We start from the raw sequence: 19,605 nt of genomic DNA, 5'->3' as shown, positions 1-19,605 counted from the left end.
GCAGGCCGTTGCAGCGGTTGCGCCGAATGGAGATGCATACGCGCCGCAGTGAGCCGCCGCAGTGAGCCGCCGCAGTTAGCCGCTCTTCTTCGCCGCCACGCCGATCGCGACGGTTTTCGATAGAGGGCGCAGCAAACCGGTAACCGGCGGCACGATCAGCCGCACGCCGCCGCATGCGATCACGAGGCCGATCAGCGCGGCCGCGATCGCGTCGAGACCCGCGAAGCCCAGCGGCGCGGTGGCAATGCCGGCGGTGGCCACGAGCGACGACAGCGCGTCGGCCCCGACATGCCACGCCGCCGCCGACAGCACGGGCGAAGCGAGGCGCCGCGCCCTCAGCGAGAGTGCGCGATACAACAGGCCGCGGCTCACGACGGAAAACGCGGCGATGCCCGATGCGACGATCGTGGCAGGCCCGGCGAGCGGCGGCCGGCCTTGCGCATGAAGCGCGATTTCGATGCCCGCGATCACCAGCATCGCGCCGACCACGGCGGGCACCGCATTCTGCACGAATCCGGAAAGCTTGCGCGGGCGCGTCGGCTTGCGGCGGTGTGAGAACCAGCACGCGGCAAGCAGGATCAGATCCACGCCGATGTCCGTCGTCGCGTGCAATGCGTCGGCGATCAGACCGGACGAATGCGCGGAGAAACCAGCGGTTGCCTGCACGGTCGCCAATACCGCGTTCAATGCCGTACTCGCGATAATGATCCGTGTTGCTCCGTCCTGCGACGCGTGGCTCGTCTGATCGGCCATCGGTCCACCCTGGCAGCGAAAACCGTACGATAGGGGCGCCACATTGCGACGATGTGACAGATCGGCCGCGAGCCAGCCGCAACGTGCTGCGTTGCGCGGTGATGAGCGGGCGCCCGGCACGTGGCTACGGAGCCGTCGTCGGTGAAAACGATCGCCTGATCCGCGACCACGCTCAGCGGCGACGACCCGTTCGGGATCCTCGGTTCGAACCGCAGACGGGGCTGCGTTCTTTCAGCGCTGCGTCCGAAGGCGGACGTGATCGTCAGCACGCCGGCACGCGTGCGGCAACCGGCGGGCGAGGGCACGATCGTGCCGTAGCACGTTGCCGCCGCAACGATCCATGCGGCCGAGCAGCGCGCTTCGAGGCGCGATTAGTTACCCTGATAATCGTCGAGGCCCTGCACGGGGAGCCGATTTCTGCTGATATGCTGGAGCCTTTCTTCCACGGAAGGCAATTCCCTTCACCATGGAGGCCCCGGAGTGAACCGGTCGCCCGATCCATCAGGCGCGTTTGGAGCGGCATCAGGCGCCTCATCGTCGGAAGTGCTATGGGACGATGGCGAGCGTGTGATGTGCAGGGAATGGCGTATGAGACCCGATGGCAGCCGCGAGTCGGTGTTGACCGTGCGCCCGGTCGCGGAGCAGCCCACGCCCGCAGCGTTGAGCCGCCTCGAGCACGAATTCGCGCTAGCGGAAAAACTTGCCGGTGCGCCGATCGCTCGGCCGCTGGAATTATTGCGTGAACAGGGCCGCCTCGTCCTCGTGCTCGAAGACGACGGCGGCGAGCCGATCGCGCGCGAACCGGTGCCGATGGACTTGCACCGTTTTCTGCGGACTGCGATCGATGTCGCCCGGGCGCTCGGCAGGCTGCATGCGGCGGGCGTCGTCCATAAGGACATCACGCCGTTCAATATCCTGATCAATCGGTCGAGCGGCGCCGTGCGATTGACGGGCCTCGGCATCGCCACGTTTCTCGCGCGCGAACGCCAGACGCCGTGTCCGCCCGAATCGATTGCCGGCACGCTCGCTTTCATGGCGCCGGAACAGACAGGCCGGATGAACCGCTCGGTCGATTCGCGTAGCGATCTCTATTCGTTCGGCGTCACGTTGTACCAGTTGCTCACGGGCGTGCTGCCATTCTCCGCGCACGACCCGATGGACTGGGTGCACAGCCATATCGCACGCAAGGCGGTCCCGCCGAACCAGCGCGTGCCGGCCGTACCGGCCGTGCTATCCGACATCGTGATGAAGCTGCTCGCGAAGGCCGCCGAAGACCGCTACCAGACCGCGGCCGCGCTCGAGCACGACCTCGATGCGTGCCTGCATCGTCTGGAGGCGCGCGGCCATATCGATGCCCGCATCGAGTCCCACATCGAGCCGCTTATCGAGCCGCTTATCGAACCGCTTATCGAACCGCTTATCGAACCCTTCCCGCTTGCCGAGCACGACACGCCCGACCGCCTGCTGATCCCGGAAAAACTGTATGGCCGGGCACGCGAGGTCGAGACGCTGCTCGCCGCCTTCGATCGGGTCATGGCCGGCGGCCGGCCCGAGCTGGTTCTGGTAACGGGCTATTCGGGCATCGGCAAATCGGCGGTGGTGGGCGAACTGCAGAAGGTGCTCGTGCCGCCGCGCGGCCTGTTTGCGGCCGGTAAGTTTGACCAGTACAAGCGCGACATTCCGTACGGGACGATTGCCCAGGCGTTTCAGGGGTTGCTCAGGCCATTTCTCGGCAAGCGCGACGCCGAACTCGAAGACTTGCGCGAGCGGCTGCGCGACGCGCTGGGCCCGAGCGGCTCGCTGATCGTCAATCTCGTGCCCGAACTCAAGCTGCTCATCGGCGAGCCGCCGCCGATCGCCGACTTGCCGTTGCAGGACGCGCAGCGCCGCTTCCAGCTCGTGCTCAAGCGTTTCATCGGGGTCTTTGCGCGTGCCGGGCATCCGCTCGTGCTGTTTCTCGACGATCTGCAATGGCTCGACTCGGGAACGCTCGATGTGCTCGAAAGCCTGCTCGTCGATCCCGATCTGCGCCATCTGCTGCTGATCGGCGCTTACCGCGACAACGAGGTCGATCGCAACCATCCGCTGATGCGCAAGCTCGACGCGATTCGCCGCCGGCATGGGGCGGTCGGCCAGATCGCGCTGCGGCCGCTGTCGATCGGCGATCTGCGAACACTCGTTGCCGATGCGTTACGTTGTGCGCCGGACCGCGCGGAACCGCTCGCCCGTATCGTGCACGAGAAGACCGGCGGCAATCCGTTTTTCGCGCTGCAGTTTCTGACCGCGCTCACGAGCGAACGATTGCTCGCTTTCGACCATGCCTCGGCGATATGGGTATGGGATGTCGAGCGCATTCGCGCGAAGGGCTACACCGATAACGTCGTCGATCTGATGGTCATGAAACTCGCGCGGCTATCCGAAGCGACGCGCACGGCCTTGCAGCGCCTTGCCGCAATCGGGCATCAGACCGACGCCGGCACGCTTGCGCTCGTGTTCGAGAAACCCGAAGCGCAGGTCCATGCGGACCTGTGGGAAGCGATCCGCGAGGAATTCGTGCTTTATCAGGAACGCGTATACCGCTTCGTGCACGACCGCGTGCAGGAAGCGGCCTACTCGCTGATTCCGCACGCGCAGCGCGCGGAAACACACTTGCGCATCGGCCGGCTGCTGGCCGCGCGCACGCCGCCCGCGAAGCTCGAGGACGCGGTTTTCGAAATCGTCAACCAGCTCAACCGCGGTGTCGCGCTGATCGACGCGCAGGCCGAACTCGATCGCCTCGCCGAACTGAATCTGATGGCGGGCAGGCGCGCTCAGGCCTCGGCTGCCTACGCATCGGCGCTCGATTATCTGAAAGCGGGCATGGAAGCGCTTGCCGACGATTGCTGGCAGACGCAGCACGCGCTCGCGTTATCGCTCGAACTGCACCGCGCCGAATGCGAGTTCCTGAGCGGCGATCCGGGCGGCGCGCAAGCGCGGCTGATCAAGCTCTTTCCCCTCGCGCACGGCATCGCCGAGCATGCGAGACTCGCCTGCCTCGCGATCGACCTCTATGTCACGCTCGACCGCTCCGATGAGGCGGTCGCCGTCGGTCTCGACTATTTGCGGCGTATCGGCATCGACTGGTTGCCGCATCCGTCGGACGCAGAAGCGCGCAGCGAATATGCGCGCGTCGCGCCGCAGCTCGGCGAACGCACGATCGAGTCGCTGATCGATCTGCCGTCGATGACCGATCCGAATTCGCTTGCGACCATCGGCGTGCTCAATAACCTGACGCCGGCCGCCATCTTCAGCGACGCGAATCTGTTTTCGATGGCCGTATGCCGTGCCGTGAACCTGTCGCTCGAATATGGCAACTGTGGAACGTCGCCGGCCGTTTATGTGGACTTCGGCATGACGGCCGGGCCGCATTTCGGCGACTATCACGCAGGCTTCCGGTTTGCGCGTCTCGGTTACGAACTCGTCGAACAGCGCGGGTTGAACCAGTCGCAGGCGAAGGTCTACATGAATTTCGGGAGCCTCGTGACGCCGTGGGCCCAGCACGTGCGCACCGGACGAGATCTGATTCGCCGCGCGTTCGATATCGCGGTCAAAACCGGCGATCTTACTTTTGCCGGTTACAGCTGCAACAACCTCAATACGAACCTGCTGGTGGCCGGCGACCCGCTCGACGAAGTGCAACGCGAGACCGAACGCGGACTCGCGTTCGCCCAGAAGACCCATTTCGGGCTGGTGGTCGATATCATCGCCGCGCAGCGTGCGTTGACGCGCACGCTGCGCGGCTCGACGCTCAAATTCGGCTTGCTCGACGACGGGTATCTGAGCGAAGCGCAGTTCGAAAGCCGCCTGTCGAGCGATCCGTCGCTGGCGATCGCGGAGTGCTGGTACTGGATTCGCAAGATGCAGGCACGGTACTTCGCGGGCGACTTCGCGGCGGCCGTCGACGCATCGGTCAAGGCGCGTGCGTTGCTGTGGACTTCGCCGTCGTTCCTGGAAACGGCCGAATACCACTTCTATAGCGCGCTCGCACACGCAGCGCTGTGCGACGCCGCATCGCCCGGCAGGCAAGTCGCTGGTGTCAAGGATGCCGGCGCCGGGGATGCTGAAGCCCGGGACGATTACGTGGCTGCAATCACCGCGCACCATCGGCAGCTCGAAATCTGGGCGGCGAACTGCCCGCAGAATTTCAGCAACCGCGCGGCGCTGGTCGCCGCCGAACTCGCACGGATTGAAGGCCGGGTCGCGGATGCCGAACAGTTCTACGAACTCGCGATCCGTTCGTCGCGCGAACACGCGTTCATGCATAACGAGGCCGTCGCCTACGAAACGGCGTCGCGTTTCTATGCGGTGCGCGGGCTCGTGGAATTTGCGCATCTGTACCTGAAGAACGCGCGCTACGCGTATCTGCGCTGGGGCGCGAATGGAAAAGTGCGGCAACTCGACGATTTCCATCCTCACCTCGCCACGCCGGAGCCACGCCCGCGCGCAGCCGGCACGATCGAGACGCCGGTCGAGCATCTCGATCTCGCCACCGTGATCAAGGTTTCGCAGGCCGTATCGAGCGAGATCGTGCCCGACAATCTGATTCATACGATCATGCAAAGCGCGATTGCGCATGCGGGCGCCGAGCGCGGCCTGCTGATCGTGCCAACCGAGGCCGCGCCATGCATCGTGGCGCAGGCGTCGACAAGCGGCGACGCGCTCAGCGTCAATCTCGGGAAGCAGGCGTTGAGCCCGGCTCTGCTGCCGGAATCGGTGGTCCACTATGCGATGCGCTCGAAAGAATGCGTGATACTCGACGACGCCTCGACGCAGCACGACTTTTCGGGCGATCCGTATATCGCGCGCGCAGGTGCGCGCGCCTCTGTCCCCGCATCGGTCCGCTCGATTGCCTGCATGCCGCTCGTCAACCAGGGCAAGCTCGTCGCGGTGCTGTATATCGAGAACAATCTCGCGCCCCATGTATTCACGGCGAGCCGCATCGCGGTGCTGAAACTGCTCGCTTCGCAGGCCGCGATCTCGCTGGAGAACGCGCGCCTCTATCGCGAACTCGCCGAGCGCGAAGCGCGCATCCGGCGCCTTGTGGACGCGAATATCGTCGGCGTGTTTATCTGGGATTTCGAAGGGCGCATTCACGAAGCAAACGACGCGTTTCTGCGTCTGCTCGGTTACGATCGCACGGACCTCGCGTCGGGACGCCTGCACTGGACCAGTCTCACGCCCGCAAGCGGGCGCGGGCGCGATGCGCGCGCGGTCGCCGACATCAAGGCGCACGGCTCCGTGCCGCCGTACGAAAAGGAATTCCTGCGCGCGGACGGCAGCCGCGTCGCCGTGCTGGTGGGCGCGGCGACCTTCGGCGAGGCGCGCGATCAGGGCGTTGCGTTTATCGTCGATCTGACCGAGCGCAAGCGCGCCGAATTCGACGCACGCGAAAGCGAGCGGCGTTACCGCGAGATGGAAGTCGAACTGGCCCACGCGAACCGCGTCGCGACGATGGGTCAGCTGACCGCTTCGATCACGCATGAAATCAGGCAGCCGATCGCGGCGTCCATGACGAATGCGCACGCTGCGCTGCGCTGGCTCGGCGCGCGCACGCCCGATCTGAACGAGGTCCAGCAGGCGCTCGAACGTATTGTCAGCGACGGCACGCGCGCCAACGACGTGATCGGGCGCATTCGCGCGCTCGTGAAGAAAGCGCCCGCGCGCACGGAGCGCGTGGCGATCAACGAAGCGATTCGCGAGGTGATTGCGCTGACGCGCGGCGAAGCGGTCAAACATCATGTGGCAGTCGAAGCGCGCCTGACCGATGCGCTGCCGCCGATCGTCGGCGACCGCGTGCAGTTGCAGCAGGTGATGCTGAACCTGATGATCAATGCAATCGAAGCGATGAGCGGCGTGAGCGACGGCCCGCGCGAGTTGCTGATCACGACGTCGGCCGATCACGCACAGACCACGCGCGTCGCGGTGTCCGATACGGGGCCGGGCATCGACGCCGACGCGATCGACCAGCTCTTCGAACCGTTCTATACGACGAAGGCGGGTGGCATGGGCATGGGCCTGTCGATTTGCCGTTCGATCATCGAAGCGCACGGCGGGACCTTGAGCGTCGAGGCGAATTCGACGCGCGGCGCGACGTTCGAGTTCGTGCTGCCCGGCGCGGATGAAAATGCGACGCCTCAAAACGGCGGCTATCTGGCCGAGCCGTGAATCTGCGGGGACGGAATCAGCGCGATCGATTCGATTGATTCGATTGGTGCAATGGGTGCAATGGGTGCGATCTGTGCGATTGGCGTGGCGAGCGTCGTGTCGTCCCGCACGCGCGCAAGCGGTAGCCGCATATGCAGCGTCGCGCCGGGTCCTTCGTGATTCGAAGCCCACAGGCGGCCGCCATGCGCGTCGACGATCGATTGGCAGATGGCGAGGCCCATGCCCATGCCATTGTGCTTCGTCGTGAAAAACGGCTGAAAAATGCGGTTCGCGTCCTGAAAGCCCGGGCCGTGGTCGCGAACTTCGATCAGCAGAGAATCGCCGCCGTCGCGCACTTCGCGTGCCGTGCGGATGAATAGCAGCCTGCGCTCGGCATCGACTTGCAGCAGCGCATCGAGTGCGTTGTCGACGAGATTGAAAAGTGTCTGCCGCATCTGCAGACGGTCCGCGTCGAGCATCGGCAGCGACGCATCGAGATCGAGTTCGACCGCGATGTCATGCTGCCGCAGTTCGCCTTGCTTCAATTCGAGCACTTCGCCGATCGCCGCGTTGATATCGAACGCGGCGATCACGGGCGGCGCCTGCCGGAACAAAGCGCGAATGCGGCGGATCACTTCCGCGGCAGTGGTGCCGTCGTGCACGATGCGCTCGGCCGCGCCGATCGCGTGTTCGAGATTCGGCTGCTTCGCGCGCAGCCAGTTCAGACACGCATGGCCGTTGGTCACCATTGCGGCGATCGGCTGATTGACCTCGTGCGCGATCGAGGCGGACAGTTCGGCGACGGTAGCGGCCTGCGAGGCGCGAGACAACTGCGCCTGCGTATCGCGCAACGCATTGGCCGTCGTCATGCTGTCGTGCACATCGACGTGCACGCCGTACCAGCGCACGATATGGTCTTTGGCATCGCGCAACGGCTGCATGCGCGTCTCGATCCAGCGATATTCGCCGTCGTGGCGGCGCAGCCGGTAGGTCGTGGTCAGCGCCACGCCCGCTGCTTCGCAGCGGCGCCGCTCGGCGATCACGCGCGGCGCGTCGTCCGGATGCAGCAGCTTCATGCAGCCGCCGTTGGCGAGCTCGCTTCCATGCTTGCCGACGAAGTCGAGCAACTGCCGGTTCGCATACTGCAGGCAACCTTCCGCATCGCTGACTGCCACCATGCAGGGAATGCCGTCGATCGCGTTGTGCAACGCCTGTTCGCGCAGTGTGGTTTGCGTCTGACGTTTCGAGGTGATCAGATCGTTGATGATCAACGATACGATCACGAAGACGATCAGCCGCGGCATTTCATGGATCGACAGCCCATGCGCGGGCGGCGTCCCGATCAGCAGCATGAACGCGACGAGCGATGTGGCTAGCGTGACGAGTCCCGCGGCGCGGCCGCCGTACAGCGAACTCATGATCAGCGCGAGCAGGAAGCACGATACATGCGCTTTCGTGGTCCACGCGAGCACCGCCGCGCAGGCGGTCAGGAGCAGCGCGACGGCGTAGCGGCGAAGTCCGGCGCTCGCAGGGGAATACGAATACGCGGATTGAGGAACCATGTCTTACCTCGCGAGATCGCGCTGCCGGCAACGAACCAACATGCAAAAATCCGCGGCCTTGCATGCGCGAGGCGCGTGCAAGGCATTTGTCGGTAAAGGCGGCGCTGCGTGCGTTGCCGGATCGGCAGTAGGGCGTCGCTATTATGCGGCATCTTGTTGTGCATCGGCACACATTGCCCCGTGGGCCGCTTCGGCAATGGGCAGCCGGTGCGATGCAACGTCACGCGTGTCGGGCCGTGTTCGCACCGCGCGCGCTATCTCCAGAGATTGGTTTGCGCGAGGTCGATCACTTCATCGGTCTTGCCGTTCAGAATGGCCCTCAGCATATAGAGCGAGAATCCCTTCGCCATCTCCAGATTGATCGCAGGCGGAATCGCGAGCTCCTGGCGATTCACGACGGCATCGATGAGCACCGGTCCGTCGTGCTTCAACGCAGCCGCGATGCCCGCTTCGACCTCGGACGGCTTTTCGAGGCGGATACCCTTGATGCCGATCGATTCGGCCATCGCCGCGAAATCAGGATTCTTGAGGCCTGTGCCGTACGGAATGAACGAAGTGGATTTCTGCTCGAGTTCGATAAAGCCGAGTGCGCTGTTGTTGAATACGCAAACCTTCACCGGCAGGCCCAGTTGCACGAGACTCAGGAAGTCGCCCATCAGCATCGCGAAGCCGCCGTCGCCCGACATCGAGATCACCTGGCGGCCCGGAAATGCGTACTGCGCACCGATCGCCTGCGCCATCGCATTGGCCATCGATCCATGCCAGAACGAACCGAGCAGGCGCCGCTTGCCGGTCATCGCGACGTAGCGTGCGCCCCACACGGTCGGCAGGCCGACGTCGCAGGTGAAGACCGCGTCGTCGCTCGCCTGGTCGCTCAACGCCTTGGCGATCTGCTGCGGGTGGATCAGCGATGCGCGCGTGCTTTCCTGCGCGAGCGCGTCGAGTTCGGCGCGTGCCTTTTTGTAGTGCTGCTGTGCTTTCTCGAGATGCGCGGTGTTGGTCCTCTTCGTGAGCTTCGGCAGCAAGGCTGCGAGCGTTGCCTTCACGTCGCCGACGATGCCGAGGTCGAGCGTCGCGCGGCGCCCGAGATTGCCGGGTTCGTGATCGATCTGCACGATCTTCGCCTCGTACTTCGAAGGGTAGAACTGCATATACGGGAAGTCGGTGCCGACCATCAGCAGCAGGTCGCAATCGCGCATCGCATAGTAGCCCGACGAAAAGCCGATCAAGCCGGTCATACCGACGTCGTACGGATTGTCGGCCTCGACGTGCTCTTTGCCGCGCAGCGAGTGCACGATCGGCGATTTCAGCGTTTCCGCGAGCGCGATCACTTCGTCATGGGCGCCCGCGCAACCGGACCCGCACAGCATCGTGATGCGCTCGTTCGCGTCGAGCAGATCGGCGAGCGCGTCGATCTCGTCCTGCGCGGGCGTGAGGACGGCGCGTGGTGGGATCAGCCCCGCCGACGAGATCGGTGGCGCCTCGAGCGCTTCCTGCAGTGCGACGTCGCCCGGAATCACGATGACCGACACGCCGCGCTTGCCGATCGCTTCGCGAATCGCGATTTCGACCGTGCGCGGCATCTGTCCCGGTACCGAGACGAGCTCGCAGTAGTGGCTGCATTCCTTGAAGAGCGTCTGCGGATGGGTTTCCTGAAAGTAGCCGCTGCCGATCTCGCGCGACGGAATATGCGCGGCGATCGCCAGCACCGGCACCCGGTTGCGATGGCAATCGAACAGCCCGTTGATCAGATGGAGGTTGCCCGGCCCGCAACTGCCCGCGCAGACGGCGAGACTGCCGGTCAGATGCGCTTCGGCGCCGGCCGCGAACGCGGCGACTTCCTCGTGGCGCACGTGAATCCATTCGATGCCTTCCGTTTTGCGGATCACGTCGGTGAGCCCGTTCAGGCTGTCGCCGACGATGCCATAGACGCGCTTGACGCCTGCGGCCAGCAGGACGTCGACGAATTGATCGGCTACGATCGTCATTCTTTTCTCCGGTTGAACTAAGTAAATTCCACAGATGTGCTGTCATGACAGGCGCCGCAGGCATTCTGGAAGAAGCGCGCAAGCATGCATGAGTGAAAACGAAAGCCAATGGTGCGAATAGCCACGTACATCGTCGCTTTGTAGACGATGGCCGATACGTTTGCAAGGCGGTCGGCGCTTTGGAAGATAGCGCGGCGCAGCGCCGCGCCGGTGTCGCCTCGTGCTGAATTATCGAAATCGCATGCCCGCCGATGCCGTTCGATCCTGAAAGCGAATCGACATTCTGCGGCGGCGCGTGCCGGCCGCCGGCCGCCGGGCGAATAGGGTAACTGACTACTCGCCGGCCGGAAGGACAAACGTAAAGCGCGCGCCGCCGAGCGTCGATTCGTTGTCTGCGCGGATCTGGCCGCCATGTGCTTCGATGATCGTCCGGCAGATCGCGAGGCCGAGTCCCATGCCGCCTTCGCTGGTGGTGAAAAAGCGGTTGAAAAGCAGCGCGAGATTTTCCTGCCGGATGCCCGGTCCGTCGTCTTCGATCGTGCAGCTGACCTGGCCTGCCGCCGGCACGGCGGTCGTCACCATGATCCGGCCGTGGCCCGCGCGATGCTGCGCCAGCGCCTGCATTGCGTTAACCGTCAGGTTGACGACAACCTGCTGTAATTGCGTGCGGTCCGCCATGATGCGCGGTGCAAAGATCGCGGGCCGATGCCCGATCTCCACGCCTCGTGCCTGGATCTCGTGACCGAGCAACATCAGTGACTCGTCGACGACTTCATCGAGGCGGATCAGTTCGCGCCGCGGCTGGCTCTTGGCGGCCATCGCGCGCGTGCGCACGATGATGTCGCTCGCGCGGCGCGCCGATGCGAGCGTGAGCGCCGTAAGCTCGCGCACTTCGTCGAGCGGCGGCTCGGGTCGGTTCAGCCAGTTCTGCATGGCCTGCGCACTGGCCGCGACCGCGCCGAGCGGCTGGTTGATCTCGTGCGCAATCGACGCCATCAGTTCGCCGAGCAGCGAGATTCGCCCCGCATGGGCGAGGTCGGTTTCCAGTTGCTGCAGTTTTTCGCGCACGCGCACGCGTTCGGTGATGTCGATCAGGCCGAGCAGCGTCGGCGTGTCGCTGCCGATCGGCTGTGGCCGCGACAGCGTGCACAGCACGTCGATTACGCGCCCGTCGAGTGCGACTACCTTCATCTCTTCGTCGAAACGCGCTTCGCCGTGATAGCGGCTTTCGAACGCACGGCGCAGCGTGCCCGGGCTTTCGGTCCACAGACGGCCGGCCGGGCCAAGCAGCTGCACGGCGTCGCGCGCGCGGAACAGTTCGACCGAACGCGCGTTGACTTCGTCGACCGTGATCGCGCTCACGAGGCGCCGCAGCACGTCCGGATGCGCATCGAAATACGCGTTCAGATCGGTGACGCCCGCTTCGTGCAAGGCCGGAAAAATATCGAAGTTGCCGCGCGTCTGCATCAGCGCCATCGGCATGTTGTGAAACAGCTCGCGATAGCGCTGTTCGGCTGCGCGCAGCGCTTCTTCATTGCGCATGCGCATCGCGACGTCCTGCTTCAGCGCGTCGTTGGCGGTTTGCTGATTGCGATACGCGACTTGCAAACTCGTGCACAAATCGTTGAACGACATCACGACCTGGTCGAGTTCGTCGGGTGTCGCCGGCGGCCGGCGCTGCAGCGCGAGCGCGCCGGTCGGGCGATGGAAGTCGTACTGGCGCATGAACTGCGCAATCGTCGCGAGATGACGAGTGACGAGCCGCGAAAAGATCAGCAGGATAAACAGCGAGACGAGGAAGGTTTTCGCACCCTGGCTTACGAGAATCACGAGCGCTTCACCCATCAGCCGCCGGTACACATCGGTCAGCGCGGCTTCGATATAGAGCGTGCCGATCTGCCTGAGCTTGCCTTCCACCACGCGATTGATCGGCAGCTCGCGCGTGATCACGGGTGTGCTTTGCCGGCGCCGCGCCATGATCTGCAGCGGGTGGGCGGTGCCGGCTTCGCGCACCGTGACCGCCTGCACGTCGGGCAGCTTGAGGATGCTCTCCACTTCGATGCGCAGCTGTTCGCGGTCCAGATGCCAGAGGCTTTCGCCGATGATGTCGGGGTAGCCTTCGCCGATTTCGTCGAGGCGCCGCTCGATCTGATCGACGTCGTAGCGGTAGTCCATATAGAGCTGGACCGCCGTCATGATCAGTGTGATCACGGAACTGAAGATCAGGACCCCGATCAGAAGGCGCACGCCGACACCGCGCCGCAGGCCGGCTATCGTGCGCCACGGCGCCGCATTCGCGGCGCGGGCGCCCAAGCTGCGCAGGGCCGCGCGCCATCGGCCTGTGTGCTGTGCGCTTGCAGGGGACGCGCGCTCGGGATCTGTCGCGTCGGGCCGAAGGGTTGCTTTAGCGCGCCGTGGCAAATCGGCCCCCTGTTCAAATTTAGCTTACTAGTATAGTAACTACGGCTTCCGGCAACACCGGCGCTTGCACAAAATCCTCTGATGCAAGCGCGTTTGCGCCGACACGATAGCCGCATGCGGGAGGCGATGCGATGCGTTCGGAACCGGTGCTGCGCAGTTGGCTTCGGGTGGCGGCCTGGCTGATCGGCGCGTCTGTCCTGTCTGGCTTGCCTGTGTTGTCCGGCGTGTCCGGCGTGTCCGGCGTGTCCGGCAACGCCGGCATCGCGCGCGCGGCGGGGTATGGCGCGGTGCTCGCGGGCGCGCAAAGCGAATTCTGGAAAGCGATGGAAGAGGGCATCCATCAGGCGGCCGCCGAGCGCCGCGTGAACGTGATCGTGCGCAGTCCGGTCGACGACGATCCGCAAACCACCTCGCAGAATCTGCAGCTCAAAATCGTGCGATGGATGATCGACTCCGGCGTGAAGTCGATCATCCTCGCGCCGATTCCCGTCACGAATCTCAAAACGCCCGTGCAACTGCCGGTGCCGGTTGTGTTCGTCGATCGGCCGAGCAACGATTTCCGCGCGCTCTCGACCGTCTCCACAGACAATTACGCGGCCGGGCGCGTTGCCGCGCGCACGCTCGAACACGTGCTGCCGCGCGGTGCGAAGCTCGCCGTGCTGCGGCTCGCGCCCGACGTCGTTTCGACCACCGCGCGCGAGCAGGGCTTCATCGATGCGGCGAAGGCGATGGGCTTCGAGATTGCCGTCGACGCGTATATCGGACACGGCATACACGAACCCGAACTGGCCGCCGTCGATGCGATCAAGTCGTACGGCCGTCCGCTCGATGCAATCTTCGCGCCGACCGACTTTACGACGCTCGCCGCCGTGCGCGCGCTCGAGCAGCTTGCGCCGAAGCAGCGGCCGAAGATCGTCGGCTTCGATTATCGTCCGGCCTTCCGACAGTATCTGCAGACGGGCGTGCTCTATGCGGTGATCGCGCAGGACGCGTATCAGATGGGCTACATCGCGATGCAGACGCTGCTCAAGGCCGAAGCCGGCGAAGTCGTGCCGCCGCATATCAGCATCGATGTGCTCGCGCTGACCGCGGCGAATATTACCGATCCGGCAATCGCGATCAAGCTGCGGCAATATCAGTAGGGCGTTGCGTCGCGTTGCGTTACGTTACGTTGCGACGATCAACCGCCGGGCGCACCCTGCGTGTTGACGAACACCGAATAGATCGATTGCGAGGCAGCCATGAAAAGCCGGTTGCGCGCACGGCCGCCGAAGCACAGATTCGCACAGCGCTCGGGCAGCGCGATGCGGCCGATGATCTTGCCGGCCGCGGAAATCACCATCACACCGTCGAGTTCGTCGCTGCCCATGCCCCAGCCGCACCACAGATTGCCGTCGATATCGGCGCGCATGCCGTCGATCGTCGCGGTGCCGGCATCGAAGAACACGCGGCTGCGGCCGACGCTGCGGCCATCAGCCGACATGTCGAAAACATGGATCTGCCTGCTTGGCACGCCGCGCGATTCGATCACGTAGAGCAGCTTCTCGTCCGGTGAAAAGCACAGGCCGTTCGGCCCTTTCAGTTCGCGTGTGACGACCGATGCCTCGCCCGTCGCGCCGTCGATGCGGTACACCGAGTGCGGCAATTCCTGCTCGGCCTTATGGCCCTCGTAATGACCGGCAATGCCCATCGGCGGATCGGTAAACCAGATCGAGCCGTCCGATTTGACGACGAGGTCGTTCGGCGAATTGAGGCGTTTGCCCTCGAACGAATCGATCAGCACGGTGATGCTGCCGTCGTATTCGGTGCGCGTGACGCGCCGGCCGTGCTCGCAGGTCACGAGGCGCCCCTGGCGGTCGCGCGTATTGCCGTTCGCGAAGTTGGACGGCTTGCGAAATACGCTGACGGCGCCTGTTTCCTCGTCCCAGCGCAGCATCTGGTTGTTCGGAATGTCGCTCCACAGCAGATAGCGGCCATCGCCGAACCAGACCGGCCCTTCGGTCCACCGATAGCCGGTGGCGAGCCGTTCGACGGCCGAAAAGTTCGCGCGATAGGTGTCGAACGACGGGTCGATCGATATCACGCGAGGGTCGGGGTAGCGCTCGGCCTGTTGCCACATGGGTTCGCTCCTGATGCGGTGCTCGAAAAGGGACAGTCGGCGCACAGTATAAGCCGATCGAGCGCGATCGAAGTAAGCGCTTTCTCTTGAAATGCGTGCGGGATTCTTCTAAAGTGGCCGAAATGTCGGCTTTCGGCGGCTCGATGCGAGCGGCTGGATATAAAAGTCAGGCTATTCGAGCAAACGATTACTTTCGACGACGGTGTGCAGCAGGTACGCGCCCGCCGGCATCTCCCTCCTGCAAGGCCGCGAGTTCATGATCGAGCTGTCGAGCAAGACCATCAACGGGCCGGTGATCCGGCTGCATCCCGCCGACAACGTGGTGATCGCGCGCACCGACGTCGCGATCGGCACGCCGGTGCCATCCGAAGATTTCGTGAGCAGAAGCCAGGTCGCGGCCGGCTACAAGATCGCCGCGCGCCGCATTCGCCAGGGCGAGCCCGTGCGCAAGTACAACAACGTGATCGGCTTCGCCGCGGCCGATATCGCGCCCGGCACGCTCGTGCATGGCCACAACCTCGAGTTCCGCGAGTTCGACCGCGACTACGCGTACTGCGCGGACTACCGGCCCGTCGAGCTGCTGCCGGTCGAACGACGCGCGAGCTTTCACGGCATCGTGCGCGCGAACGGCCAGGTCGCGACACGCAACTACATCGGCGTGCTGTCGACGGTCAACTGCTCGGCTACGGTCGTGCACAAGATCGCCGAGTGGTTCACGCCCGAGCGGCTCGCCGACTATCCGAACGTCGACGGCGTGGTGGCGTTCAGCCATTCGATCGGCTGCGGCATGGAAATGAGCGGCGAGCCGATGGCGCTGTTGCGCAGAACGACGGCCGGCTACGCGCGGCATCCGAATCTCGCGGCTGCGCTGATCGTCGGGCTCGGTTGCGAGCGCAACCAGTTGCAGGGCATTCTCGATCAGGAAGGGCTCGAGCGAAACGCGCGGCTCCATACGTTCACGATGCAGGAAACCGGCGGCACGCGCAAAACCATCGAAGCCGGCATCGAGGCGGTCAAGGCGCTGCTGCCTGACGCCAACCGCGTCACGCGTACGCGCGTCGATGCGAGCCATCTGACCGTGGGTCTGCAATGCGGCGGCTCGGACGGCTTCTCGTCGATCACCGCGAACCCCGCGCTCGGCGCCGCCGTGGATCGGCTCGTGCGGCACGGCGGCACGGCGATTCTTTCAGAAACCCCTGAAATTTACGGTGTCGAGCATACGCTCACGCGTCGCGCGGTGAGCCGGGAAGTCGGCGAAAAGCTGATCGAGCGCGTGCGCTGGTGGAAGGACGTCTACTCGGTGGGCCGCGACGTGCAGATCAACGGCCAGGTGAGCCCCGGCAATCAGGTGGGCGGCCTCGCGAATATCTTCGAGAAGTCGCTCGGCTCGTCGATGAAGGGCGGCACGGGCCCGTTGATGGCGGTCTATCGCTATGCCGAGCCGGTGACCGGGCACGGCCTCGTGTTCATGGACACGCCGGGCTTCGATCCGGTATCGGCGACGGGCCAGATTGCCGGCGGCGCGAATCTGATCGCTTTCACGACAGGCCGCGGTTCGATGTTCGGCGCGAAGCCCGTGCCGTCGTTGAAGCTCGCCACCAATACGCCGATGTACCGGCGCCTCGCCGAAGACATGGATCTGAACTGCGGCGAGATTCTCGACGGCACCGCGTCGATCGAAAGCACGGGCCGCGCGATTTTCGAAGCCATGCTGAGAACCGCGTCGGGCGAGCGCACGCGCAGCGAACTGCTCGGTCTCGGCGATCACGAATTCGTTCCGTGGCAGGTCGGCATCATGAGTTGAAGTCTGCGAGACGCCGGGTTCGCCGCCGAACGCATGCTGTAGACGCAAACGAACGCTGCACAGGGTCGCCCGTCAAGAGGCGCGCAGCGTGTCCCGCTCGAAGGACCACCTGAACAACACGGAGACAAGGTTGAGCACGAACGGCATCGCGGTCACGTCGCCCGCCAGCGCGGCGTCGGGCAATTCGATCTACGCAAAGGTGACCTACCGCTTCATGCCTTTGCTTTTCGTCGGCTATGTGGTCGCCTATCTCGACCGCGTCAACGTCGGCTTCGCAAAGCTGCAGATGCTGAATGATCTGCACTTCAGCGAAGCGATGTACGGCTTCGGCGCCGGCATCTTCTTCGTCGGCTATTTTTTCTTCGAGGTACCGAGCAATCTGTTGCTTCACCGCCTCGGCGCACGGCGCTGGATCGCGCGGATCATGGTCACGTGGGCCGTGATTTCGGCGGCGACCGCTTGGGTGACGTCGCCGACGATGTTCTACGCGTTGCGTTTCGTGCTCGGCATCGCGGAAGCGGGCTTTTTTCCGGGGCTCGTGCTGTATCTGACGTACTGGTTCCCGGCCCAGCGGCGCGGCAAGATGGTCGCGTTCCTGATGGCGGGCAATCCGGTGGCGGGCATCGTCGGCGGGCCGATGTCGGGCCTGATCCTGCAGCGGCTCGCGGGCCACGGCGGCCTTGCCGGCTGGCAATGGCTGTTCATCATCGAGGCGCTGCCCGCGCTCGTGCTCGGCATCGTCATCTATTTCTTTCTCGACGATCGCGTCAAGGATGCGAAGTGGCTCGCGGAACACGAGCGCGCGCATATCGAGCGCGAGATCGATGCGGAAGCGCGCACCAAGAGCCATGCGTCGGTCGGGCAGACATTCTCGTCGCTCAAGGTCTGGACGTCGTGCGCGATCCTGTTCGGCATCGTGATGGGGTCGTACGCGGTCGGCTTCTGGCAGCCGACCATCATCCGCACCTCGGGCATCAAGGATCCGCTCACGATCGGCCTGCTGACCATCGTGCCTTATCTGTGCGCGCTGATTGCGATGATTCTGGTCGGCCGCCATGCGGATCGCACGCGCGAGCGCCGCTGGCATGTGGTGATTCCGCAGTTGGTCGCGGCAAGCGGCTTCGTCGTTTGCGCTTCCGCGGGTGCGAACCCGTGGATCGCGCTCGTCGGCCTCACGATGGCGGCCACCGGCGTCGTCACCGCGTTGCCGATGTTCTGGGCGCTGCCGACCTCGTTTCTGGGCGGCGCCGGCGCCGCGGCCGGCATCGCGCTGATCAACGCGACCGGCAATCTGGCGGGCTTCGTGAGCCCGGCGGTGGTCGGGTGGCTCAAGACGATGACCCATTCATTGAACTCGAGCCTGTTCCTGATCGCAGCATGCCTGTGTCTGTCCGCGCTGCTGATTCTCACGCGCATGCCGGCCACGCTCGTCAATCGCTAATCGTGCTCGAACCTGTACGCGGAAAATCCCCATGAAAACTGGCAAATATCGATACGTGGTCGCGGGTCTGCTGTTCACGGCCGGCGCGATCAACTATATGGACCGCGCCGCACTCGGCATCGTCGCGCCGATCGTCGGCAAGACGCTCGAGCTGTCGCCGTCGCAACTGGGCGTGATCTTCAGCAGTTTTTTCGTCGGCTACGCGATCTTCTCGTTTCTCGGCGGCTACTTTGCCGACCAGTGGGGCACGCGGCGCGTCTTCACGTGGGCGATGGGCATCTGGTCGCTGTTTTGCGGACTGACCGCGGCCGCGACCGGTTTCGTCTCGCTGCTGCTGACGCGCGTGTTCTTCGGTATTGGCGAGGGACCGATGAGCTCGAACACGAATCGCACGATTTCGAACTGGTTTCCGCGCCACGAGACGGCGACGATGATCGGTTTCACGTTCTCGGGGCAAACGCTCGGCAATGCGATCGCGGGGCCCGTGGTCGGCCTGGTCGCCGTCGCGTTCGGCTGGCGCACGTCGTTTGTCGTGATCGCGGTGCTCGGCTTTGTCTGGCTGATCTGCTGGCGCATGTTCGTGACCGACAAGCCTGCGCAGAGCCGCCGCGTCGGCGCGGCGGAAACGCAACTGATCGATGAAAGCCGCGCGGCCGCCGAAGCGGTCAACGTCGAAGACGACGGCATGACGCTCGGCGCCTACCTGCGCCGGCCGAGCACGCTCGCGCTCGGCGCGGGGCTCTTTGCCGTGAACTACACGCAGTACGTGTTTATCTCGTGGCTGCCCAGCTACCTGACCAATGTGATGCATCTGGACCTGAAGCAGATGAGCATCGTCACGTCGATTCCATGGGTCTGCGGCGCGATCGGCTATTTCGGCGGCGGCCTCGTCGGCGACTTCGTCTACAGGCGCATGAACGATCCGGTGAAGGCGCGCAAGCTCGTGGCGACGATTCCGCTCGCGCTATCGGGTGTGGCGGTGCTCAGCATCACGTCGGCGACGTCGCTGGCCGCGGCGGTCGGGCTGATCGCGGCCGCGCTGCTGTTTCTGACGGGCTCGTGCCAGTCGATCTGGGCCGTGCAGCACGAGATTCTGCCGCTGCACCGGCAAGGCGGAGTGGGCGGCTTCATCCACTTCCTGTCGAACCTGTCGGGGATTATCGGGCCCGCGTTGACAGGCGTGTTGATCCAGTACTTCGGCGGCTATCACAGCGCGTTTCTGTTCGGTGCGCTGATCGATTTCGCCGGTGTGCTCGCGATGCTGCTGTTCGTGCACAGCAAGCATCGGGTCAGCGAACGCGTGGCCGCATAGCGGTCGAATCGAATCTGCTTTC

10 protein-coding genes are annotated in these 19,605 nt (G+C 64.5%); 5 read left to right on the top strand and 5 right to left on the bottom strand.

Annotated elements, in window-relative coordinates; translation table 11 throughout:
- Positions 1-75: 75 nt before the first annotated feature.
- Complete coding sequence (locus tag BTO02_RS11800; protein ID WP_075157193.1) at positions 76-753, bottom strand: cation diffusion facilitator family transporter; 678 nt, start codon at positions 751-753, stop codon at positions 76-78.
- Positions 754-1,341: 588 nt separating this feature from the next.
- Here BTO02_RS11800 and BTO02_RS11795 point away from each other — a divergent pair.
- Positions 1,342-6,957, top strand: coding sequence for a trifunctional serine/threonine-protein kinase/ATP-binding protein/sensor histidine kinase (locus BTO02_RS11795; RefSeq protein ID WP_232243342.1), 5,616 nt, complete (start codon positions 1,342-1,344; stop codon positions 6,955-6,957).
- On the opposite strand, the gene BTO02_RS11790 is transcribed toward BTO02_RS11795, so the two are convergent.
- The 3 genes from BTO02_RS11790 to BTO02_RS11780 all read right to left on the bottom strand — a co-directional run bounded on the left by BTO02_RS11790 (position 6,939) and on the right by BTO02_RS11780 (position 12,799).
- Complete coding sequence (locus BTO02_RS11790) at positions 6,939-8,498, bottom strand: ATP-binding protein (protein ID WP_075157191.1); 1,560 nt, start codon at positions 8,496-8,498, stop codon at positions 6,939-6,941. The genes BTO02_RS11795 and BTO02_RS11790 overlap by 19 nt on opposite strands.
- Positions 8,499-8,752: 254 nt before the next feature.
- Positions 8,753-10,486: a ubiquinone-dependent pyruvate dehydrogenase gene (gene poxB, locus BTO02_RS11785; RefSeq protein WP_075157190.1), complete on the bottom strand. Its 1,734-nt coding sequence runs from the start codon at positions 10,484-10,486 to the stop codon at positions 8,753-8,755.
- A 333-nt stretch (positions 10,487-10,819) separates the two neighbouring features.
- Positions 10,820-12,799, bottom strand: coding sequence for a sensor histidine kinase (locus BTO02_RS11780; protein WP_075157189.1), 1,980 nt, complete (start codon positions 12,797-12,799; stop codon positions 10,820-10,822).
- A gap of 239 nt (positions 12,800-13,038) precedes the next feature.
- Here BTO02_RS11780 and BTO02_RS11775 point away from each other — a divergent pair, with 239 nt between their 5' ends.
- Positions 13,039-14,049, top strand: a complete 1,011-nt coding sequence (locus BTO02_RS11775; protein WP_083615091.1) for a substrate-binding domain-containing protein — start codon at positions 13,039-13,041, stop codon at positions 14,047-14,049.
- A gap of 38 nt (positions 14,050-14,087) precedes the next feature.
- On the opposite strand, the gene BTO02_RS11770 is transcribed toward BTO02_RS11775, so the two are convergent.
- Complete coding sequence (locus BTO02_RS11770; RefSeq protein WP_075157188.1) at positions 14,088-15,026, bottom strand: SMP-30/gluconolactonase/LRE family protein; 939 nt, start codon at positions 15,024-15,026, stop codon at positions 14,088-14,090.
- 256 nt (positions 15,027-15,282) lie between these two features.
- Between BTO02_RS11770 and BTO02_RS11765 the strand changes: the two genes are divergently transcribed.
- From BTO02_RS11765 to BTO02_RS11755, 3 genes are all read left to right on the top strand, one after another.
- A complete protein-coding gene (locus BTO02_RS11765; protein WP_075158806.1) occupies positions 15,283-16,830 on the top strand; it encodes a UxaA family hydrolase in 1,548 nt (515 codons plus the stop codon).
- Positions 16,831-16,960: 130 nt separating this feature from the next.
- On the top strand, positions 16,961-18,271 hold the full coding sequence (locus BTO02_RS11760; protein ID WP_075157187.1) for an MFS transporter: 1,311 nt from the start codon (positions 16,961-16,963) through the stop codon (positions 18,269-18,271).
- A gap of 31 nt (positions 18,272-18,302) precedes the next feature.
- The gene (locus BTO02_RS11755) at positions 18,303-19,583 is read left to right on the top strand and encodes an MFS transporter (protein ID WP_075157186.1); all 1,281 of its coding nucleotides are present in this window, start codon (positions 18,303-18,305) and stop codon (positions 19,581-19,583) included.
- The last annotated feature ends 22 nt before the right edge of the window (positions 19,584-19,605 follow it).

Origin of the sequence: Paraburkholderia sp. SOS3 (assembly GCF_001922345.1) — a bacterium.
Taxonomy (GTDB): Bacteria; Pseudomonadota; Gammaproteobacteria; order Burkholderiales; family Burkholderiaceae; genus Paraburkholderia.
This window is presented reverse-complemented; position numbering and strand designations above follow the sequence as displayed.

Bases quoted from the DNA above. Each gene is read 5' to 3' on its own strand.
- BTO02_RS11800 (WP_075157193.1), bottom strand. From the start codon at position 753: ATGGCCGATCAGACGAGCCACGCGTCGCAGGACGGAGCAACACGGATC.
- BTO02_RS11795 (WP_232243342.1), top strand. From the start codon at position 1,342: ATGAGACCCGATGGCAGCCGCGAGTCGGTGTTGACCGTGCGCCCGGTC.
- BTO02_RS11790 (WP_075157191.1), bottom strand. From the start codon at position 8,498: ATGGTTCCTCAATCCGCGTATTCGTATTCCCCTGCGAGCGCCGGACTT.
- poxB (WP_075157190.1), bottom strand. From the start codon at position 10,486: ATGACGATCGTAGCCGATCAATTCGTCGACGTCCTGCTGGCCGCAGGC.
- BTO02_RS11775 (WP_083615091.1), top strand. From the start codon at position 13,039: ATGCGTTCGGAACCGGTGCTGCGCAGTTGGCTTCGGGTGGCGGCCTGG.
- BTO02_RS11770 (WP_075157188.1), bottom strand. From the start codon at position 15,026: ATGTGGCAACAGGCCGAGCGCTACCCCGACCCTCGCGTGATATCGATC.
- BTO02_RS11765 (WP_075158806.1), top strand. From the start codon at position 15,283: ATGATCGAGCTGTCGAGCAAGACCATCAACGGGCCGGTGATCCGGCTG.
- BTO02_RS11755 (WP_075157186.1), top strand. From the start codon at position 18,303: ATGAAAACTGGCAAATATCGATACGTGGTCGCGGGTCTGCTGTTCACG.